This window comes from Anoxybacillus ayderensis (assembly GCF_013761015.1).
Lineage (GTDB): Bacteria > Bacillota > Bacilli > Bacillales > Anoxybacillaceae > Anoxybacillus > Anoxybacillus ayderensis.
Genome location: NZ_JACDUV010000007.1, coordinates 45,243 through 66,165 on the forward strand (window position 1 = coordinate 45,243; position 20,923 = coordinate 66,165).

Consider the following 20,923-nt stretch of genomic DNA (forward strand, 5'->3'; position numbering starts at 1 on the left):
AAACATGAAATTATATACAAAAACAGGCGATAAAGGACAAACAAGTTTAGTTGGAGGACGAGTCGATAAAAACGATGTACGTGTTGAAGCGTACGGAACGATTGATGAGGCGAATTCTGTCATCGGTTGGGCGATGACGTTATTACAGGATGAGAAGTTTCGCGACATTTATGAAGAATTGCAACGCATTCAACATGAACTTTTTGATTGTGGCGGTGATTTGGCCATTGTCGGTGAAAAAATACCATACAAAGTAAAGGCGGAAATGGTGAAGTTTTTAGAAGAACGCATCGATGCATATATTCAACAAGCACCGCCGCTTGAACGATTCATTTTGCCGGGAGGTTCGCCGCAAGCAGCAGCATTGCATATGGCACGTACCGTGACGCGAAGAGCAGAACGTTGTGTCGTTGCGCTAATGAAGCAACAACAAACGAACGAAGTCGTCTTACAATATATGAATCGTTTATCAGACTATTTATTTGCCATTGCACGCGTTGTTAACGCTCGTTTACACGTGAAAGACGTAGAATATGAACGAAGCGCGATCGTGTTTCGGGATAAAAACGAAAAAAAGGGTGAATCATAATGAGGCGTTTCACATTGCTCGTTATGTTTATTAGTTTATCGGTCATCGGTTCACTTATAAAAATTCCTTTTACAATTGGAAGTATTGCATTAGATAGTGCTCCAGCAGTTGTTGCTGCGTTTTTGCTCGGTCCAACAGCTGCGGCGGTCGTTGCAAGTGTTGGGCATATTGTATCTGCTTTATTTGGCGGATTTCCGCTTGGGCCTTTTCATATACTTGTGGCTATTGAAATGGCAGCTCTTTTATACGTTGTCGGCTTGTTGATGAGAAGAGGATGGTTCATTTCTAGTTATATATGTTTTTTTATCGGTAATGCACTGATTGCACCGTTGCCTTTTGTATGGATCATAAGCCCGGCATTTGTACTGTCCATCATCCCTTCTCTTGCACTAGCTACCGGGGTCAATGTAGCGATTGCTGTTGTCGTTTCAAAAACGTTGCAACGGGTATGGGGGGAGCGGCATGCGTGACGTATTATGTGTGCCGCTTGATGAAGAAAACGAACTTGTTTTGGCGACAGATTGTTCAGGTGGCATTGGCTTAAAACAAGATGATGTTGTAAATGTACCATACGATGTTGTTGCGTACTATGGGGCGCGAGTAGCATGGATGGAACTGATGAGTATAGGGGCAACACCAAAAGCTTTTGTTTTACAAAATTTTGTGAACGACGATGCATGGCATGCACTTGTCGCAGGCGTTCAACAAACGATGGAAGAATTGCAGTTGTCGCTCCCTATAACAGGAAGTAGCGAATCAAACATGCCGCTCATGCAATCAGCTGTCGGTTTTGTAGCTGTCGGCACGGTGCGCAAAACAGAAAAAAGGATAAATGTTACGCCGACGGGTGCATGTTGGGCGGTCATTGGCGAGCCGCTCGTTGGTGAAGCAGTTATACAAAAAAAAGATCGGATCATTCCGCTTTCGTTATTTCGCACATTGTTGCAGTTAGATGGTGTATATGAAATCATTCCAGTTGGCTCAAAAGGAATATGGCATGAGTGGAAGCTTGTACATGGGGAACGACCACTTCGTTGTTCCCTTCCGCTATATGCTTCTGCTGGTCCAGCTACGTGTGTGCTTATTAGCTATGATCGGGCGCAACAACATTTCTTGCAATCGCTCGCTGGAACACTTTTTTATCCCATTGTAAAGCAATTGTAAAATGTAACCTTCTATCGTTCTAACCGTTCGTATTTTTGCATACAACATATATGGTTATCGCAAACGGGAGGGAATAGACGATGGAAGACATGATGAAACGAGTGCTCGTTGTTGTTGGTATGGCCGCGTGCATTCATTTATTGTTTCTTGTTGGATTGAATAACTAGAAAAAGAGAGAGATGTGCTATATAATGTAAAACAATACGAGAGAGGGGGAGAAAACAATGTTAACAGATTACCATAATCATTTAGAGCGCGGGACGTTAACGCTCGACTATTTGAAGCAATTTACGGACGAAGCCGCGCGAAAAGGCATTGAACATTTCGGTATTTCCGAACATGCGTATCACTTTTACCAAACGAAAAACATTTTATCGAATGCGTGGATTGAAGAGCGCCGCTATTATGATATGGCTGATTACGTTCGTTTATTTCACGAAGCGTGGGATGCCGGAATTGACGTGAAAATGTCGATTGAAATGGACTACACGCCAGGTAAGCATGAAGAAATGGCGCAATTTATTCGCGCTTATGATTTCGACTATGTCATCGGCTCGATTCATTGGGTGGATGACTTCGGCATTGATTTAGCTGAATTTCGAAAAGAATGGGATCGGCGGGATATATACGATACATACCGAAAATATTTCGATCAAGTCGTGACGTTAGCTGAATCGAACTTATTTGATATCATCGGTCATTTAGATTTAGTGAAAATTTTTAAATACGTGCCAGAAGATGAGGAATTTTTGCTTGAACAGTACGATCGTGCAACGACAGCACTAGCAAACTCGAAAACGTGCGTAGAAATTAGTACCGCAGGATTGCGTAAACCAGTCGGAGAGCTATACCCTGATCCTCGTCTACTGCAAATGTGCTATGACAAAGGCATTCCGATTGTGTTATCGTCTGATGCACACGTTCCTCAAGATGTCGGGGCGGATTATGATCGAGCGATCGCTCTCGCAAAAACAGTCGGTTACACAGAAATTATGACGTTTTCGAAAGGACAAAGAAAAGCGGTTCCGCTTGGATAAAAAAAGGTTCAGCCACGAGGCTGAACCTTTTATACTTCCAATCTTTTTACAACATCAATATCGTCAATTTTCTCGAGTGTTTCAACGATTGCATCATCGAGCGGTTTATCGAGCGAAAGCATCATAATCGCTTTTCCGCCCGCTTCTTGGCGTCCGACTTGCATCGTTGCAATGTTTACTTGATGGTCGCCTAAAATGTTTCCGACTTTTCCGATCATTCCTGGTTTGTCATGATGTTGAATGTATAGTAGGTGCCCTTCTGGAGCAAAGTCGATCGCAAAGCCGTTAAAATGAACGATGCGATCGCCATAGTGGGCGATGTGCGTTCCTTTCATCGTAAACGTTTTGTTTTCACCATATACCGTTAATGTAATGCTGTTGTTATAGTCATTACCATTAGCTGAAAACTTTTCGCTAAAGGCGATGCCGCGCTCTTTAGCAATCATTGCCGCATTCACTTCATTGACTGTTGAAGCGACGCGCGGTTTTAAAAATCCAGCGAGCAAGCTACGTGTAATAAATGTCGTTTCTAAATCGGCGACGGAACCGGAATACGTAATCGCAATTTCTTGTACAGGTTCGCTCATATATTGGGAAGCGACAATGCCCATTTTGCGAGCTAATGTATAAAACGCTTGAATTTTTTCGTATACATCTTTTGATAATGTCGGTAAATTAATGGACGACGTAACGGGTTTACCTTGTAAAAATTTTAATACTTCTTCAGCGACTTGTGTCGCGACATTCACTTGCGCCTCGATCGTTGATGCCCCAAGATGCGGGGTGACGATGACATTATCAAACGAAAGAAGCGGATGATCTCCTGGCGGTTCTTGTTCAAATACATCGAGAGCGACGCCTGCCACGTGTCCGTTTTCTAAAAAAGAAAGAAGCGCTTGTTCATCGATAATTCCACCGCGCGCGCAGTTAATTAAATAGACACCTTTTTTCGTTTTTGCTAAGTTTTTTGGACCGAGAAGACCTTTTGTTTCTTTTGTGAGCGGTGTATGTACTGTAATGATATCCGCTTGCGCAAGCAATTCATCAAGCGTGCAAACATCGACACCAATTTTTTCTGCTCGTGCTTTCGTCAAAAATGGGTCGTACACATGGACGTGCATACCGAACGCGCGCGCCCGTTTCGCTACTTCAGAGCCGATGCGCCCAAAGCCAATGATTCCTAAATGTTTTCCGAATAACTCGACACCGACGAAAGCGGAACGATTCCATTCACGTGATTTAACCGAAATGTGCGCTTGTGGAATACGGCGCACTAATGAAGCCATCATCGCAAATGTATGTTCCGCTGTAGAAATCGTATTGCCATTTGGGGCGTTAATGACGACAACACCATGTCGTGTCGCTGCGTCAACGTCGATATTGTCGACACCGACTCCAGCACGCCCAACAATTTTTAAATTCGGCATGTTTTGAAGTAGTTGTTCCGTGACTTTCGTTGCGCTACGAACGAGCAACGCATCAAACGTGTCAAGCTCATCTTCGACTTCTGTGACTTTCTTTTGTACGACTTCAATCGTTGGATCAGCAAGAAGTGGGGCAAGACCTTCTTCGCTCATCGCATCAGATACTAAAATGCGAACCACAAATATCCGCTCCTTTCAAATCATAAGTTTTTAAATTTCTGATAATTTAACATAACCGTATACATGTGTCAATAACTTTCGGAAAGGTCATACAAATGAAAGCGTTTTTATGTATAAATGTTCGGAAAAAAGACAAAAAGCTGGCGAAAAGCCAGCTTCAAACGTGACATTATTTATTTTGTTCATTGTAGCGAGCGATGCATTCTTCAATAAGTTTCGCTGCTGCTTCCGGACCTTCCCACGTGCCAATTTCTGTTTTCTTTCCTTCTAAGTCTTTGTAACGCTCAAAGAAATGAGCGATTTCTTTTAACTTATGTTGCGGAAGGTCTTCAAGGCTGCGTACATCAGCAAAGCGAGGGTCATCAACAGGAACGCCGATCAATTTTGCATCTTCTTCTCCGCCGTCTACCATGTTTAAGTAGCCGAGCACACGCGTTTCGATGACGCAACCAGGGAATGTTGGATTTGTGACGATCACTAAAATATCAAGTGGATCACCGTCTAACGCAAGTGTATTTTCCAAATAACCGTATTCAGCAGGATAAAACATTGGTGAATACAAGACGCGATCGAGCTTAAACACACCACGCTCTTTGTCGTATTCGTATTTGTTTTGGCTACCCGTTGGAATTTCAATAAACGCTTCAACAACTTTGTTTTCAAACGCCATGCCAAATTCCTCCTTTTCATTATGTATACTTTTTTATTATAGTCGATTGGACAAGTAGTGACAATGACTGAACAAAAGAAAAGGGCAAGCTTCATGTGAAGTTTGCCCTTCGGTGCTCTTACTCAAATTTGTTTGGATCGCCATCAAATGGCTCGTCCGCGACTTTGATCGAGTCTGTTGGACAGCCTTCAAACGCATCCATCATATCATCGATTAATACGTCTGGCACTTCCACAATACCTTGGTTGTCGTCTAATGTAACGTACGCAATGCCTTCATCATCGTAGTCGTAAATGTCTGGTGCAGCTGCTCCACATGCACCACAGGCAATACATGTTTCTTTGTCAACAATTGTGTACTTTGGCATACAATGACCCTCCTTAATTATATGGAACCAATCGCTTCGTATGAAACGTTGGAAACGTATTCCTCACACTTTTATAATAAATGTGTTCCGACAACTTTTCAATAAAAAACTCCATTGAAAATGCTTATCAGTCCTTAGTTTTCCCTCACATCCTTTCGCTTAATCTGGTAAAATGAAAGGGAAAATGGAGTGAATGTTGCATGTTACAACACATCGTTTTATTTTGTATCGATCGTTTTCGTGGCGAGCGGTCACTCGCTGCCATTGATCATTTGCTGAATGGGAAAAAAACGGCGCAAACGTTGCAAGATAGTAAATGGTATAACGTTAGTCGGCTATTTGGAACAGTGCCGATTGATCGTTCTCGTTTGCTTCATATGGCGCGCGAATTAGAAGCTAACGGATGGATTAGACAAGTAGACGAGCATATATATCGCACAACTTTAAGCGGAAAAGAGGAACTTCGTCGTTTTGTCTTTCCTCCTTACGTGAATGGATGGAAATATATGAATGAAGCCACTTTATTTTGGAAGAGGCTTTCTTTGCTTATTCAAACGGTCACAAACATCATTCATCGTACGTCGTTTGAGCCCGTACATCGCGATGAGCGCATTCAATCATTTGTGAAGCGATGGCTTTTTCAACATAAACATATGCAGACGATCACGCGGTCGTTATATGGAGAAATGTATGAGCTACTCAGCCGTGTAGAAGAAAAAGACGCAAACATTTTTGTTTGGCGGTTGACAAGTCATGCGCGCATCGGATGGACGAACGAACAAATTGCTTATGCCATAAAAGAAGGAGATGTAGCTGTATCGCTATCGTTTCAAAATGTGTTGCATTTTATACTTGAGACGATAGAAAAAGAAAAGGAAACATTTCCGCTTCTCTTTTCATTGCGTGAACAAACGCGCACACAATTAACGAGTTCAGCTCAAAAAACTTGGGAAATGTTAAAAGAAGGATATTCAATTGAACAAATTGCCGAGTTGCGGCGATTGAAAAAAGGAACGATTGAAGATCATATTGTAGAGATTGCGACATATATCCCGTCGTTTGTGACAGCGCCATTTTTAGAGGAAAATAAACGTAAGCGCATTATACAACAGGCACGACAATTAAAAACGAAAAAATTACGGGCAATGAAAGAAGCATTGCCAGACGTTTCTTATTTTGAAATTCGGCTCGCACTAGCAAGGTGGGATCAGGAAGATGATTAACATATTAAAGGAGCGATTTGGCTACGATTCGTTTCGCATCGGACAGAAAGAAATTATTGAAGATGTGCTTAACGGACGAAATTGTGTCGCTATGCTTCCGACCGGTGGGGGAAAGTCGCTTTGCTATCAGCTTCCTGGCTACATATTGGACGGTAGTGTGCTAATTATTTCACCGCTCGTCTCCCTTATGGAAGACCAAGTACAACAGCTTAAAAACCGCGGCGAAAAACGTGTTGTCGCACTGAATCGTTTTCTTTCCTATCGGGAAAAAAAAGACGTGTTACATGAATTAGCATCGTACCGTTTTATTTATGCTTCGCCTGAAATTTTACAATCTCCTTTGCTCATTGAAGCGCTAACGCGTATAAACATTTCGTTGTTTGTTGTAGATGAAGCGCATTGCATTTCACAATGGGGACACGATTTTCGTCCTGATTTTTTAAAGCTCGGTCTTCTTCGTGAAACGCTCGGCAATCCGCCTTGTTTAGCGCTAACAGCAACCGCAACCCGTCAAGTGATTGATGACATTGTAGCAACGCTTAAGCTCGATCAAGTGAAACAGCATATGTACCCACTTGATCGGACGAACATTTGCTTATATGTTCAATACGTCCATACGTTAGAAGAGAAAATAGAAGTGTTAAAACAGCTGATCGCTATATTGCCTAAGCCAGGCATCGTTTATGTATCGAGTCGGCAATGGGCAGAGACGTTAGCAAACATGTTACATGGAGATCATCGTGTTGGCTACTATCATGGAGGCATGGATGGCGAACAGCGGCTTCTTATTCAACAACAGTTCGTTTATGATCAGTTACATGTCATTTGTTGTACGAATGCGTTTGGAATGGGTGTTGATAAACCGAACGTTCGCTTCGTCATTCATTTTCATTTGCCAACGCAACCGGAAGCATATTGGCAAGAAGTTGGACGCGCCGGGCGAGATGGAAACGAAAGCATCGCGATATTATTGTATGCGCTAGGAGACGAGCAACTCGGACAAGCGATGATCGATGCCGAATTTCCGACAAAAGAGCAAATCGTTTATGCGCTAGATGCTTTACGTCATGGACAGAAAGAGACGGGATTAACAGATGTACAACAACGGCTTCTTTTATATTGGTTAGAACAAATGAATGCTCAAGAAGATATACACATATTAGCCAAACAACTGTATGCCTATATCGAGCAAAGAAAAAAAGAGAAAATGAGCAAATGGATATTTATGCAACGATGGGTACACGAACAAACTTGTCGTCGGCGTGCGATGCTTTCCTATTTTGAACAACAACCACTTCCGAATGAACGTTGTTGTGACCGATGTGGTGCCCATATATACGTAAATGCTCCTGTGAAACATATTCCGCAAATGCGGTTGCGCCCGTGGCGCGAAGAGCTTCGTGCGATGTTTTCGATAAAGGTGGAGGACAAATGATTAAAAAACAAATCGAGATCGCCAATGAAATAAGTGAACAGGAAATGGTATATCACTTGTATTTCACACAAGCGCTTATTTTTCTTATTGCGCTCGCATTAGGCATATATTTATTTACCCCTGTAACATTTTTTGCGATATGGCAATGGGATGTGCGGGAAATATTATTATATGGTGGCGGTTGTGCAGCGCTCGTTCTTTTTGTCGATTTTTTACTCATTCGTTATGTGCCTGAACAGTGGTATGATGATGGTGGGATTAACGAAAAGCTATTTCGTTCTCGCTCGGTTCCGCACATTTTTATTATGACTGCAATGATTGCATTTTGTGAAGAATTGTTATTTCGCGGTGTCATTCAGACGCACGTTGGCTTACTTTTTGCGAGCGTCATTTTCGGTTTATTGCATATTCGTTATTGGAGAAGATGGCTTCTTCTTGTTGCTGTCGTCAGTTTAAGTTTTTGGATTGGCTTTATATATGAATGGACGGGTAATTTATGGGTCACGATTTTTGCCCACTTTCTCATTGATTTGATTTTAGCGTTACACATTCGATATCGGACAAAAGAGGTGAATAACGATGCGTGAAGATCAAGCAGAAAAATTGAGGAAAAAAATGGAAAGTATCGATAAGCAACAAGAAAGCGACGAACTTCATTTGCCACCACGAAGTGAAGTGCATAAAAAGAAAAAAACGAAATGGAAAATAAAACACCCACTCGTTCGCATTCTTGCGCTCTTTTTCGTTTTATTGCCGATTTCGATTTATAGCATATACCATTTAGTCGACAAACGTCCGATCCAAGTTGTGACGATTGATGACGAGAGTTATGAAACGATAGACGTCGATCAACAAAAAGAAGAGATGCCACAACAAAAACCGCTCGAAAATGAAGCAAAGCAAGAGGAAGATGGATCCGATGAAACAGAGCCGTCTTTTATTTATCATACAGTACAAGAAAATGAAACGTTATATAGCATTGCGATGAAATATTACGGAAATGAAAAAGGAATGGACCTTATCAAAGAATGGAATCGTTTAACGAGCACGAAGCTCCAAAAAGGACAAGTATTAAAAATCCCAAACATGAACGGAAAATAAGGTATATACCTCTGCCGATGGACATACAATCGTAGTAAAACACGATCGGTAGGGGTGGCTATGATTTTCCCAATGGAATTAGATGAAGTGACAAAAGTCATTTTACAGCGCATCATCGCTCACAAAAAAGAATGGGACGATATGAAAAAAAGAATGAAATGGTCATTCAGTTTATTTTTATTTTCTCTCGCTTTATTTGGCATGTATATATATCAAACAGTTTTCGTTTTACATCGTACGTCTGTGGAGCGATTCGTGATGGCTCTTATTGACGAACGTATTTTTTGGTTTGTTGCATTGATTTCGTCATTTGGCTGGCTCGTCTCTTTTTATAAAAAGAAAAGCGAAAAAGCGGAGCAAGATTTTCATGCACTCCGCTGCGAGTTGATTCAAAAAAGTAGCGAATTACTTCAAAAAGAAACATGGGAAAACCGGCATATTCTTTATGCTTGGCTAAAAGATAAATATGATATTTCGCTTTACCATGAAAATAAGTGACCACATGCTCTCTCGTTTCATACAGTGAGAAAAGGAGGGAGGCATATGTGGCTTTTTTTGATCATCGGTTTGATTTGTGGTTATTTTATGATTGCTTGGACGCCAACGGTGGAGCCATTTGAACTTGAATTGCTTTTGACTGATATGATTTTTGATCCAATGAAAACATTTTTTGCACTTGTTAGTTTTTTAATCGGTTTTATCGCCAATGCTGTTTTAATTCGCACAGCCATTTGGCATACGTTACGGGCATGGCGGAAGGAGACGATGAATCGAAAAGAATGCTTTCTTTCGTACAGTGTTTTGCTAACGTTTATGATATTAGCAGCCGTTGATGTGAAAAAAACGGTCATTTTTTTTCTCTTTTCTTTCGTATATGGTATGATGTCAATGAGTGTATACAAAGAGAGGGAAAATTGAAATGATGTATGTTGTCATAGCGTTCGTTAGCTTCATCGTATACATGTGGATCGAAGCGCATCGCAATCGGGTCATTGTTCAGTCATTATCGTTTCTGACATTTCCGGAAAGCTTTTCTCGGCTTCGTATTTTCTTTATTTCAGATATTCATCGACGGCGTTTATCCGAAACGTTCATTCGCTCGTTGAAAGGAAAAGTCGATCTTGTTGTCATTGGCGGAGATTTAACAGAAAAAGGAGTACCGTTCTCACGTGTCAAACAAAACATTGAATGGTTAAAGCAGCTCGGTCCTGTTTATTTTGTTTGGGGAAATAATGATTATGAAGTAGATTACCATGAATTAGATGCCCTATTGCTTGAAAGTGGTGTGAAAATATTAGATAATACGGCGGTCATATTTGAAAGTGAGCAAGGTGACCGCATCGCTTTACTTGGTGTTGATGATATGAATAAAAGGCGAGATCGGCTTGATTTGGCGTTAAGTGATGCGGGCGATGCGACGTTTCGCATCCTTGTTAGTCATGATCCGCGCATCATTCAAAAAATAACGCCAGAACATAACATTTCTCTCGTTTTAAGCGGACATACGCACGGTGGGCAAATTCGTTTCGGTCCATTTGGCTTATATGAGAAAGGACGTTTACAAAACGTGAATGGGACGATGCTACTTGTTAGCAACGGATATGGAACAACGACGCTTCCGCTTCGTTTAGGTGCGCGTGCGGAGACGCATCTGATCGAGTTGGAACATAAAAAAGGTTAAGCAAAACTTATACAAATTTTACACACCTCCCTCATGTTCGCTATAATGTTGACAGAATGATGCGAAAGATGGAGGATTTTATATGTCAACGCAAGAAGGAAAATATAATGTCAAAGCGGTATCAAATATGTTAGGCATTCAGCCTGGGACGTTGCGAGCATGGGAGCGTCGCTATCAAATCATCGCTCCGCCGCGCAATGAAGCTGGGCATCGGCTATATACGGAGGAACAAGTCCAAATATTAAAATGGCTTGTTGATAAAGTGAATCAAGGTTTTACGATTAGTCAAGCCGTATCTCTCTTAGAACAACAACCTTCTGACGTGGGGGTGCAAGCAGAAGATCATGTGACTGGGCTTCGTGAACGTTTGTTGCAAGCTCTTTTATCGTTTGAAGAGTGGACAGCGCATGAATTGCTAAATGAGGCGTTCAGTTTATATACGGTTGAAAAAGTGGCAATTGATATATTAGGTCCGCTTCTTGTACGGATCGGGGACTTATGGGAAAACGGAAAAATTACGAGCGCTCATGAACATTTCGCCTCTGCTTTTTTACGTTCACGACTTGGAATGGCTTTTTCTATGCTACCCGTTAATCGTTTGTTACCAAAAACAATTTCAGTTTGCGGGCCAAATGAATGGCATGAACTTGGGCTGCTTATTTTTACCTTATACTTACGCAGAAGAGGATACGAAACGATTTATTTAGGGGCAAGTATTGACCAAAAGGACTTACCTATTGTCATTGATGAAGTGAAGCCATCTTATATATTTTTATCGTGCACGTTACAACAAAACGTACGGGCGACGCTACAACTTGTCGATCAATTGAAACAAACGTATCCAGCCATTCGTATTGGAGTAGGTGGACGGGCGTTTGATGAAGTGGATGAGCAAATGAAAAAAACGTACGGTGCTCATTTTCTTGGACAATCGAAAGAACAATGGGACGAATGGCTAAAATCGAATGAAAAATACTTGTCTAAAAGGGAGAAAACGATGTAAACTCATTAGTAATATGACGAACGTTTTTATGCGTTCGTCATATGCTAACAGTAAAGTCTGTGTAGGTAAGGAGGGATGTTTATGCGGCTTGAACGCTTAAACTACAATAAAATTAAAATATTCCTCACATTTGACGATTTAGTCGAGCGCGGTTTAACGAAAGAAGATTTATGGAAAGATACGTTCAAAGTGCATGAGCTATTTCGTGATATGATTGAGGAAGCAAGTGAAGAGCTCGGCTTTGAAATTAACGGGTCGGTCGCTGTGGAAGTGTACTCTTTACCGGCACAGGGGATGGTTGTCATCGTAACGAGCGAAGGTGAGATGACAGATGAGGAAGACGAGTTTAGCGATGATTATATTGAAATGCAAGTCACGCTAGATGAAAGCGATGATATATTTTTCGAATTTCAAACGTTTGAAGATGTTATTCAATTAGCGACGCGTCTCTATTCGCTCGGTTGCCATGGTGGCTTGCTTTACAGTTATGAAGGACGCTTTTATTTACATTTTGCTGAATCTGTCATTCAAACAGATAACTTTGTTGCCATTTTGGCTGAATATGGTAGTCCGTCCACATTAACGATTTATCGTGTCGAAGAGTACGGGAAAAAATTGATCGCAAATGAAGCGATCGCCCAGCTATATCAATACTTTGTGAAAAAATAACCTTCGCGTATAAGCGAAGGTTATTTTTAAAATGGATAAGGTGGTTCGCTTTCTTTTGACCATGCGCGGATGAAGTATTCGCGATTTTGAAACTTATGAAACGAATCATGATGAACGGTTGGAAATACACGTTCGACCGATAAATGTTGCGTACGGTGCACAAGCAACGCTTGACGCACTTTTTTTGCCTCTTCATCTGTAAACGTGAAGACGATATCAATATTTTCAATCGGATCACCGTAGCGATCCGGACGACCGACGACAGTCACATAATATAGCTGTTCTACGATATGATCCATTGCTTTGACCGCTTGATACGTTGCCCGTTGAATAGCTTGATGGTCTCGATGACCGGAAATGCCGTGTGGCGGAAACGTAACGACAACGGACGGCTTATACTGTTCAATGATATGACAAATCGAATCGACAAGTTGTTTTTCATATTCAGGCAGCTTTCCATCTGGATATGTACCAGTGATGACATGATCGACGCCTAAAATCGCTGTCGCCTGTTCTAATTCTTTTTTACGTACGTGAGGTAGTTCTTCTTTTGTACAAATCGGTGGATTCCCGCATTTTCCTGCATCGCCAAGTGTCGCGCTATATACAATGGTTTCTACATCTTCACGTTTCGCTAATGAAGCAAGCAACCCTCCAACAGTAAACGTTTCGTCATCCGGATGTGCAAAGCAAAATAAAATTCGCTTTTTCATTTTTTCGCCCCTTTCTATGTGTACATTCATTATATCTCTTTCGTATAATGATGTGAATGAGCGATTTTTTTGAAAACGATTACAAAAAATCGATAAAAACTTCTTTGCATATGCGCATAGAAGGTGTATACTATGACATGAAGGGCGGACAATATTTTACAAAAGGTCATGGGAGGTTTACAAATGGTAGCCGAAAAGCATACCAACGAAGAAAAACATGATGTCCTACGAGCGACGCAAATCGTCATACATAGAGCGCTTGAAAAGCTCGGATATCCTGAAGAAGTATACGAGCTGTTAAAAGAGCCGTTGCGCATGTTAACGGTGAAAATTCCGGTGCGCATGGACGATGGCTCAGTGAAAGTGTTTACTGGCTACCGTGCACAGCATAACGATGCGGTCGGTCCAACTAAAGGGGGTATTCGCTTTCACCCGAACGTAACAGAACGCGAAGTGAAAGCACTTTCCATTTGGATGAGTTTAAAATGTGGCATTGTCGATTTACCGTATGGCGGTGGAAAAGGTGGAATCGTATGTGATCCTCGTACGATGTCATTCCGTGAGCTAGAGAGACTCAGTCGTGGTTACGTTCGCGCCATTAGCCAAATCGTCGGTCCAACAAAAGATATTCCTGCACCCGATGTGTTTACGAATTCACAAATTATGGCGTGGATGATGGATGAATATAGCCGCATTGATGAATTTAACTCACCGGGATTCATTACCGGAAAACCGCTTGTGTTAGGTGGTTCACACGGTCGTGAAACGGCCACGGCCAAAGGGGTTACGATTTGTATTCGTGAAGCAGCGAAAAAGCGCGGCATTGACTTAAAAGGCGCGCGTGTTGTTGTGCAAGGATTTGGTAACGCTGGAAGCTATTTAGCGAAATTTATGCACGATGCGGGAGCGAAAGTGATCGGCATTTCCGATGCATACGGCGGTTTATATGATCCAAACGGTCTTGACATTGATTACTTATTAGATCGTCGCGACAGCTTTGGTACGGTGACGAAACTATTTAAGAATACAATTACAAATAAAGAGCTGCTTGAGTTAGATTGTGACATTTTAGTTCCAGCAGCGATTGAGAATCAAATTACAGAAGAAAATGCGCACAACATTAAAGCGAAAATTGTCGTTGAAGCCGCAAACGGTCCGACGACATTAGAAGCGACAGAAATTTTAACAGAACGCGGAATTTTAATAGTTCCTGACGTCCTAGCAAGCGCTGGTGGAGTCACCGTTTCTTACTTTGAATGGGTACAAAACAACCAAGGATATTATTGGACGGAAGAAGAAGTGGAAGAAAAGCTTGAAAAAGTGATGGTAAAAGCGTTCAATAACGTATATGAAACGTCGCAAACACGTCGCGTTGATATGCGTTTAGCTGCATATATGGTCGGGGTGCGGAAAATGGCGGAAGCGTGCCGTTTCCGTGGCTGGATTTAATATTTGCACGAATGCGAAAAATCTCCTATCATTGTATGATAGGAGATTTTTCATTGAGGTGAGCGTAAAGTGAAAAAAGAACAAATCATTATTGTTGGTGGAGGACCGTGTGGATTAGCTGCTGCGATTGCATTACAAAACGCGCACTTTTCACCGCTTGTCATTGAAAAAGGAAATATCGTGAATTCTATATACCATTATCCGACACATCAAACTTTTTTTAGTTCGAGCGACCGGTTAGAAATTGGTGGCGTGCCGTTTATTACAGAAAATCGAAAGCCGAAACGCAATCAAGCGCTTGCTTATTATCGTGAAGTGGTGACGCGGAAAAACATTCGCGTTCATGCGTTTGAAAAAGTAGAGCGTGTCACGAAGCAAGCGGATGGAACATTCATCATTGAAACGAGCAAAGATACGTACGAAGCAACGTACGTCGTGATTGCGACAGGATATTATGACAACCCGAACTATATGAACGTGCCTGGGGAACATTTGCCGAAAGTGACGCATTATTTTAAAGAAGCACATCCTTATTACAATACAGATTGCGTCGTCATTGGTGGGAAAAACTCAAGCGTCGATGCAGCATTAGAACTCGTGAAAGCAGGGGCGCGCGTCACCGTATTATATCGCGGCTCACAATATTCTTCGAGCATCAAACCGTGGATTTTGCCCGAATTTGACTCGCTTGTACGCCAAGGGGTCATTCAAATGGAATTTAACGCTCATGTGCAAGAAATTACGGAAGACGCGGTTATTTATCGCGTTGGCGATGAAGTGAAGTCAATCAAAAACGATTTCGTTTTTGCAATGACAGGCTATCATCCTGACCATGATTTTTTAAGGAAAATGGGCGTTCATATCGATGTTGAAACAGGGCGACCGATGTATCATCCAGAAACGATGGAAACAAATGTGGAAGGTATTTTTATTGCTGGCGTCATTGCCGCTGGAAATAACGCGAATGAAATTTTTATTGAAAACGGTCGCTTTCATGGCGATTTAATTGCTGCGTGTATCGCAAAAAGAGAGGGAAAAGTGTCCGAATAACTTTCGGACGCTTTTTTTATTGTTTCTTTTTGTTAACTATCGTAAAATATAAGTTAACAAAAAGGAGGGGAAGAGGATGAGAGGATTTTTTATTACAGGTACAGATACAGATGTAGGGAAAACATTTGTCACCACTTGTATGTTGCGTACACTGATCGACAAACGTATACGTGCAACGGCTTATAAACCTGTTCAAAGCGGAGCGCAATGGAAAGAGGGGAAATGGATTGCCCCTGATGTGGACATGTATCGAAAAATCATTGATATTACCGATGAAGAAGGATGTACATATATATTAAAAACCCCTTGTTCTCCGCATTTAGCTGCCAAAATCGATGGGGTAACTATAGAGCCGGAACGGATTGTGGCGCATATGCAAAAGCTGCAACAAACGTATGATTTCGTGCTTGTCGAAGGGGCGGGGGGAATCGCTGTTCCGATCGTTGACGAATCATTTCTCGTTGCTCATTTAGCTCAATTGTTATCGCTTCCGCTTATTATTGTTGCGCGAGCGAGCGTCGGAACAATTAACCATACGGTGTTAACGGTGGAATATGCGAAAGCGTTTGGCTTGCAAATTGCCGGCATTATGATGAACGGCTTTTCTACACCGAAAAATGAAATTGAACAAGACAACATACGGATGATTGAAACGATGACGGGTGTTCCGGTGATCGGTGAAATTCCGCATATGACAAGCGTTTCTGATAGTGACATTGTATGGAGAGAGGAATGGTGGCAATGAACGAGTGGATCGAAAAAAGCAAAACATATTTATGGTTGCCGTTTACGCAAATGAAAGATTATGAACAACATCCGCTCGTCATTGAAAGTGGGGAAGGAATTTTTTTAACAGATGTGAACGGAAAAACGTATTATGATGGATATTCATCACTTTGGCTAAACGTTCACGGGCATCGCAAAAAAGAAATTGATGATGCGATTTGTGCCCAACTTGAGCAAATTGCCCATTCGACGCTTTTAGGCGCAGCGAATATTCCTGCAATTGCATTGGCAGAAAAATTAATTGAATGGACGTCAAGTCATTTAACGCGCGTGTTTTATTCAGACAGCGGAGCGGAAGCTGTAGAAATTGCGCTCAAAATCGCCTTTCAATATTGGCGAAACATCGGGGAACATAAAAAACAAAAATTTGTCACATTGACAAATGGTTATCACGGAGATACAGTCGGCGCCATTAGCGTCGGAGCAATTGATCTTTTTCATACCGTATACGAACCGCTTATGTTTACAAGCTATAAAGCACCGTTTCCGCTCGTCTATCGCCATCCGAGCAACGATCCAAACGTTGTGCGCGATGAAGCGTTGCACGCATTAGAAACGCTACTAGCCGAACGTCATGAAGAAATTGCTGCGATTATTGTCGAAGGGATGATTCAAGGAGCGGGTGGCATGCATGTCATGCCAGCGGGGTATTTAAAAGGGGTAGAGCAATTATGCCGCCGTTATCACATCTTATTCATTGTCGATGAAGTGGCGACTGGATTTGGACGGACAGGAAAACGATTTGCGATTGAACATGAAGATGTGAAACCTGATATTATGACAGTTGCAAAAGGAATTACGGGCGGTTATTTGCCGATTGCTGCTACGTTGACGACGGAAACGATTTATGAAGCGTTTTATGGCGATTACACGGAGTTTAAAACGTTTTTTCATGGCCATTCTTATACAGGAAATCAGCTTGGCTGTGCAGCTGCTTTAGCCAATATACAAATTTTTGAGCGCGAGCGACTCATTGAACAAATAGAGCAAAAAGCCGCATTTGTCGCCGAACAGCTCGCATCTTTTAATGAACTCCATCATGTCGGTGATGTGCGACAGCTTGGGCTCATGTGCGGCATCGAGCTTGTGTGCGATCGTCATACCCATGAACCGTATCCATGGACGGAACGGATGGGATATAAAACAACGTTAAAAATGAGAGAAAAAGGCATGTTAACACGTCCGCTTGGCGATGTCATCGTCTTTATGCCACCGTTAGCGAGTACGTTTGAGCAGCTAGAGGCGATGATTGCGATCATGAAAGAGGCGATTATTGAAACGACAGAAAAAAGGGGCTAATGGTCAGCCCCTTATATTTCGCCGTATATAGGTTCAGGATTTTGAAGTTTTTCCACTTTCTCTTCCATTCCATTTTGCGCATTAATAAAAATGCGATACGTGTCATCCCCGAGCGTTCCTAAAAACTCATAGCAAAGCACTTCTTCATTCATATTGTTCATAATGATCGCTTTTCTCTCTTCCATAATGGTGACATTTGGGTTCATTTTTTTTCGTGCTTGTTCAATAGAAATAGATGGTTTTGGAATCTTCCGTTCGCGTTTCGACGATAAGTAATCGCGAGCGGAAAAGCCGATAATATTTCCATCGTCTAATGCAATCTTCATTTTAATGGATTCAGGATAAATACGAACGCCATCCTGTGCTGTAACGAATGTGAGAACAGCGACGTGATCATACTGCGTGCTTTCGTACAATTCGAAGTTGTTAAATTTATGTTGTTTTAAAAACTGCAGCCCGCGCATCGTTGCTTCATTTAAACTAATGTTTTGTTTATTGACCGGGCGGTTTTCAATGACCCAAATCGGATATCCTCCTTTTTCGGTAATATCCATATACGTTTCGTTTTTCGTTTTCGGGTGTTTAATTGTCACACTATAAAAGGCATCGCTTGCTCCTTCTCCGCTATGCACGACTTGTATGTCCTCATTTCCTTTTAAACCGAGAAACGTTTTTGCAATTTGCTTTGCTTCTTCTTTTGTAATCTTTTTCCCAGAAATATGTTCAAACCCTTTCGTCCTCTTTTCGATGCTTGTAAACGAAGGGCCGAAGTCGGTTTCGTTATAAGATTGAACGTTTTTCTCTACCGTTTTAAATCCATCAATAATGGTGTTGTCATTTGGGCGATTGTTTGTTGCGAGCGCCAACTCGACATCCATCCAGCGTAAGTTATTTTCTAATACGAGATGTTGTACATTTCGCAACTCTTGTTGAATGTCAGCAGATTTTTTATATAGTTGTTGTAATGTTTTATATTCTTCAGCGTTCAATGGTTGCTTATCTAAATCGCGAATGGCAGCACGATAGCTAAATGAGCCGATATTAGACAAAAACTCTTCTGTTTTATTGAACGGTAAAAGTGAGAGCGGAAGTTGACCGACTGTCGCGTGTGCTTCTGACGCAAGACGCCAAACTTCCGCAAGTGCTGGTGACAGCGATTGGCGAGAATTCATCGCGAGCGTTGTTCCAATTTGATCATGAAGTAAGTCGATTTGATATGTTAAATCATGAAATGCGCGTTGATAATTGTTTTCCGCATGAATTAAAATCGCATTTTTTTGTTGGTGCTCGCGGTATCCCCAATAGGCTGTGCCAGCAATGCCGATCGATAGTGCTCCAATAAGTAAAATTCGTAGCAAAAAACTCCCCTCCTATTTACAAAAAATATGTTTTCCAATTCGTTTAATTTGCGGGCGGCCCCAAATCCACCCGTTTGTCGCTGTATGTGGATTAAAATAATATAACGCTCCACTTGATGGATCCCATCCGTTTAAGGCATCAAGCACCGCTTTGCGAGACGTTTCGTTTGGGGTAAGCCAAATTTGTCCGTCTGCGACAGCTGTAAACGCTCCTGGCTCAAAAATGACGCCTGCGACGGTGTTTGGAAACGAAGGGCTATTGATGCGATTTAAAATGACTGCGGCAACAGCCACTTGTCCGATATACGGTTCACCGCGTGCTTCACCGTGTACAGCGTTCGCCATAAGCTGTATATCATTTTGTGAGAATCCGTTTGGGACGTTTACTGCAGCCGATTTGACGCGTTTTACGGCCATTTGTTTCGAGGTAGCACGGGTATTTGTTGCTTTTGCAGAGGTTGCTTGATTTTTCGTTTTTGTTTGATGTGCTTTCACTTGTTTGCTTAACGGAACTCCGCCGTAATGAGTAAACGTATGTCCTTTTCGTAAATTGTTATAAACAAATGATTTGTAATATTTTGAAGCGCGTACGAGTTTTTGTTTCGTTGTTTCTCCTGCGAGCCCATCGACGGGCAACTTAAATTTGTATTGAAACTTTCTTAGCGCCCAATACGTCCGCCAACCGAACACACCATCAATTTTCCCTCTGTAAAATCCGAGATATTGCAATCGTGCTTGTAGTTCAATGACATCATCGCCGACAGCTCCGCGTTGGATGACTTGTTTCGAAAACGCGTGTGCTTGCGATGTATAACTAAACGAAAAAATCAAAAATAAACAAATGAACCATTTGCGCATTGTGACTCCTCCCTTGATGTGTAAACAATACCTTTTGACGCTATTTTTTGTCACAATAACGTTTTTATACACATAAATAAAAAAGCCAAGCGTTATGCCTGGCTTGATGATTGTGTGATGTCGATCGTCATGCCTCTCGCAAGTTTGACTTTTCGCAAAGCGAGCCACCATAAAAAAATCATAAACGGAAGCATGTAATATATCCAACGTTCTTGCGTTAATAAAATATAGTCGTATATGCCGTGAAAGAAAAACGGAAGGAGAAAAGATAACCATATATAGTTTTTTTCTTTTTTAGGTAAACCGAATTTTGCTCTTCCTAAATAAAAGCCCATAATGACACCAAACAACGCATGGCTTGATACAGGTAAAAGGGCGCGCGTAACCGCAAATTCAACGCCATTTGCAAATAAATATAAAATGTTTTCAAGCGTAGCAAATCCGAGCGATACACTTACCCCATAAACGATGCCGTCATATGGTTCGTTAAATTCCCGATGGTCATAAATCGCATAGTAAAAAACAAACCATTTAAAAAACTCTTCTAGCAAACTTGTTGACAAAAACGCTTCAACAAAGGCGTTTGGGAGCATATGCTCGACTTTTAATACGTGTTGAATAAACATGAGTGGAAACACTAAAAACGTACCGTATAAAAACATGCGTAAAACGAGTGATAACGGTTCCGTTTCGTATTCATCTTTTAAATAAAAATAACTGAGCAGCGCTAATCCGGGAGCAATCCCTGCAGAAATAATAGCCCACATCATTTTTTCCTCGTTCCCAATTCTTTTCTTTTCATTTTGATGGTATCATGTTATTGTCAAATTGAAAATGCTATAAGGTGTATTTTCTTTCAATAAAGAA

General features: G+C 41.6%; 24 protein-coding genes. 17 read left to right on the plus strand and 7 right to left on the minus strand.

Annotation, left to right across the window (positions count from 1 at the left end; all coding sequences use genetic code 11):
- Positions 1 to 4: 4 nt before the first annotated feature.
- The 4 genes from HNR63_RS10835 (at position 5) to HNR63_RS10850 (ending at position 2,790) form a co-directional block, all read left to right on the plus strand.
- On the plus strand, positions 5 to 589 hold the full coding sequence (locus HNR63_RS10835; protein WP_181520703.1) for a cob(I)yrinic acid a,c-diamide adenosyltransferase: 585 nt from the start codon (positions 5 to 7) through the stop codon (positions 587 to 589).
- Complete coding sequence (locus HNR63_RS10840) at positions 589 to 1,059, plus strand: ECF transporter S component (protein WP_085788560.1); 471 nt, start codon at positions 589 to 591, stop codon at positions 1,057 to 1,059. The genes HNR63_RS10835 and HNR63_RS10840 overlap by 1 nt, the downstream gene beginning before the upstream one ends.
- Positions 1,052 to 1,753 (plus strand): ATPase, encoded by a 702-nt coding sequence (locus HNR63_RS10845; RefSeq protein ID WP_181520704.1) that lies wholly within the window; start codon positions 1,052 to 1,054, stop codon positions 1,751 to 1,753. Before HNR63_RS10840 ends, HNR63_RS10845 begins: the two co-directional genes overlap by 8 nt.
- Before the next feature lie 224 nt (positions 1,754 to 1,977).
- On the plus strand, positions 1,978 to 2,790 hold the full coding sequence (locus HNR63_RS10850) for a histidinol-phosphatase (protein WP_021094539.1): 813 nt from the start codon (positions 1,978 to 1,980) through the stop codon (positions 2,788 to 2,790).
- A 29-nt stretch (positions 2,791 to 2,819) separates the two neighbouring features.
- On the opposite strand, the gene serA is transcribed toward HNR63_RS10850, so the two are convergent.
- The 3 genes from serA to HNR63_RS10865 form a co-directional block, all read right to left on the minus strand.
- Entirely contained in the window at positions 2,820 to 4,394 is a 1,575-nt protein-coding gene (serA, locus tag HNR63_RS10855) for a phosphoglycerate dehydrogenase (RefSeq protein WP_181520705.1), read from the minus strand.
- 169 nt (positions 4,395 to 4,563) lie between these two features.
- Positions 4,564 to 5,064: an inorganic diphosphatase gene (locus HNR63_RS10860; RefSeq protein ID WP_021094541.1), complete on the minus strand. Its 501-nt coding sequence runs from the start codon at positions 5,062 to 5,064 to the stop codon at positions 4,564 to 4,566.
- Positions 5,065 to 5,182: 118 nt separating this feature from the next.
- Positions 5,183 to 5,431, minus strand: coding sequence for a ferredoxin (locus HNR63_RS10865; protein WP_003394452.1), 249 nt, complete (start codon positions 5,429 to 5,431; stop codon positions 5,183 to 5,185).
- Between the two features lie 200 nt (positions 5,432 to 5,631).
- On the opposite strand from HNR63_RS10865, the gene HNR63_RS10870 reads away from it, so the two are divergent.
- From HNR63_RS10870 to HNR63_RS10910, 9 genes are all read left to right on the plus strand, one after another.
- Positions 5,632 to 6,654 carry a YpbB family protein gene (locus HNR63_RS10870; RefSeq protein WP_181520706.1) on the plus strand — a complete coding sequence of 341 codons (1,023 nt, stop codon included), beginning with the start codon at positions 5,632 to 5,634 and terminating at the stop codon, positions 6,652 to 6,654.
- Positions 6,647 to 8,089, plus strand: a complete 1,443-nt coding sequence (locus tag HNR63_RS10875) for a RecQ family ATP-dependent DNA helicase (protein ID WP_181520707.1) — start codon at positions 6,647 to 6,649, stop codon at positions 8,087 to 8,089. The genes HNR63_RS10870 and HNR63_RS10875 overlap by 8 nt, the downstream gene beginning before the upstream one ends.
- Positions 8,086 to 8,676, plus strand: coding sequence for a CPBP family intramembrane glutamic endopeptidase (locus HNR63_RS10880; protein ID WP_181520708.1), 591 nt, complete (start codon positions 8,086 to 8,088; stop codon positions 8,674 to 8,676). Before HNR63_RS10875 ends, HNR63_RS10880 begins: the two co-directional genes overlap by 4 nt.
- Positions 8,669 to 9,190, plus strand: coding sequence for a LysM peptidoglycan-binding domain-containing protein (locus HNR63_RS10885; RefSeq protein WP_181520709.1), 522 nt, complete (start codon positions 8,669 to 8,671; stop codon positions 9,188 to 9,190). Before HNR63_RS10880 ends, HNR63_RS10885 begins: the two co-directional genes overlap by 8 nt.
- A 60-nt stretch (positions 9,191 to 9,250) precedes the next feature.
- Positions 9,251 to 9,688 carry a YpbF family protein gene (locus HNR63_RS10890; RefSeq protein WP_181520710.1) on the plus strand — a complete coding sequence of 146 codons (438 nt, stop codon included), beginning with the start codon at positions 9,251 to 9,253 and terminating at the stop codon, positions 9,686 to 9,688.
- A 45-nt stretch (positions 9,689 to 9,733) separates the two neighbouring features.
- A complete protein-coding gene (locus HNR63_RS10895) occupies positions 9,734 to 10,108 on the plus strand; it encodes a hypothetical protein (protein WP_181520711.1) in 375 nt (124 codons plus the stop codon).
- A 1-nt stretch (position 10,109) separates the two neighbouring features.
- On the plus strand, positions 10,110 to 10,871 hold the full coding sequence (locus tag HNR63_RS10900; RefSeq protein WP_181520712.1) for a metallophosphoesterase: 762 nt from the start codon (positions 10,110 to 10,112) through the stop codon (positions 10,869 to 10,871).
- A gap of 82 nt (positions 10,872 to 10,953) precedes the next feature.
- Positions 10,954 to 11,874, plus strand: coding sequence for a MerR family transcriptional regulator (locus HNR63_RS10905; RefSeq protein WP_181520713.1), 921 nt, complete (start codon positions 10,954 to 10,956; stop codon positions 11,872 to 11,874).
- Between the two features lie 81 nt (positions 11,875 to 11,955).
- On the plus strand, positions 11,956 to 12,543 hold the full coding sequence (locus HNR63_RS10910) for a genetic competence negative regulator (RefSeq protein WP_181520714.1): 588 nt from the start codon (positions 11,956 to 11,958) through the stop codon (positions 12,541 to 12,543).
- A 26-nt stretch (positions 12,544 to 12,569) separates the two neighbouring features.
- Here HNR63_RS10910 and HNR63_RS10915 read toward each other — a convergent pair whose 3' ends face one another.
- Positions 12,570 to 13,256 carry a PIG-L deacetylase family protein gene (locus HNR63_RS10915; RefSeq protein ID WP_181520715.1) on the minus strand — a complete coding sequence of 229 codons (687 nt, stop codon included), beginning with the start codon at positions 13,254 to 13,256 and terminating at the stop codon, positions 12,570 to 12,572.
- A 183-nt stretch (positions 13,257 to 13,439) separates the two neighbouring features.
- On the opposite strand from HNR63_RS10915, the gene HNR63_RS10920 reads away from it, so the two are divergent.
- From HNR63_RS10920 to bioA, 4 genes are all read left to right on the plus strand, one after another.
- The gene (locus HNR63_RS10920) at positions 13,440 to 14,705 is read left to right on the plus strand and encodes a Glu/Leu/Phe/Val family dehydrogenase (RefSeq protein ID WP_006319394.1); all 1,266 of its coding nucleotides are present in this window, start codon (positions 13,440 to 13,442) and stop codon (positions 14,703 to 14,705) included.
- 69 nt (positions 14,706 to 14,774) lie between these two features.
- The gene (locus HNR63_RS10925; protein WP_085787972.1) at positions 14,775 to 15,755 is read left to right on the plus strand and encodes a YpdA family putative bacillithiol disulfide reductase; all 981 of its coding nucleotides are present in this window, start codon (positions 14,775 to 14,777) and stop codon (positions 15,753 to 15,755) included.
- A gap of 76 nt (positions 15,756 to 15,831) precedes the next feature.
- On the plus strand, positions 15,832 to 16,500 hold the full coding sequence (gene bioD / locus HNR63_RS10930; RefSeq protein ID WP_181520716.1) for a dethiobiotin synthase: 669 nt from the start codon (positions 15,832 to 15,834) through the stop codon (positions 16,498 to 16,500).
- Positions 16,476 to 17,840, plus strand: a complete 1,365-nt coding sequence (bioA, locus tag HNR63_RS10935) for an adenosylmethionine--8-amino-7-oxononanoate transaminase (protein ID WP_181520717.1) — start codon at positions 16,476 to 16,478, stop codon at positions 17,838 to 17,840. Before bioD ends, bioA begins: the two co-directional genes overlap by 25 nt.
- A gap of 11 nt (positions 17,841 to 17,851) precedes the next feature.
- On the opposite strand, the gene ypeB is transcribed toward bioA, so the two are convergent.
- The 3 genes from ypeB to prsW form a co-directional block, all read right to left on the minus strand.
- Positions 17,852 to 19,198 carry a germination protein YpeB gene (gene ypeB, locus HNR63_RS10940; protein WP_075039690.1) on the minus strand — a complete coding sequence of 449 codons (1,347 nt, stop codon included), beginning with the start codon at positions 19,196 to 19,198 and terminating at the stop codon, positions 17,852 to 17,854.
- Between the two features lie 12 nt (positions 19,199 to 19,210).
- Positions 19,211 to 20,056, minus strand: coding sequence for a spore cortex-lytic enzyme (sleB, locus tag HNR63_RS10945; RefSeq protein ID WP_220127499.1), 846 nt, complete (start codon positions 20,054 to 20,056; stop codon positions 19,211 to 19,213).
- A gap of 92 nt (positions 20,057 to 20,148) precedes the next feature.
- Entirely contained in the window at positions 20,149 to 20,823 is a 675-nt protein-coding gene (prsW, locus tag HNR63_RS10950) for a glutamic-type intramembrane protease PrsW (protein WP_181520793.1), read from the minus strand.
- Positions 20,824 to 20,923 lie beyond the last annotated feature (100 nt).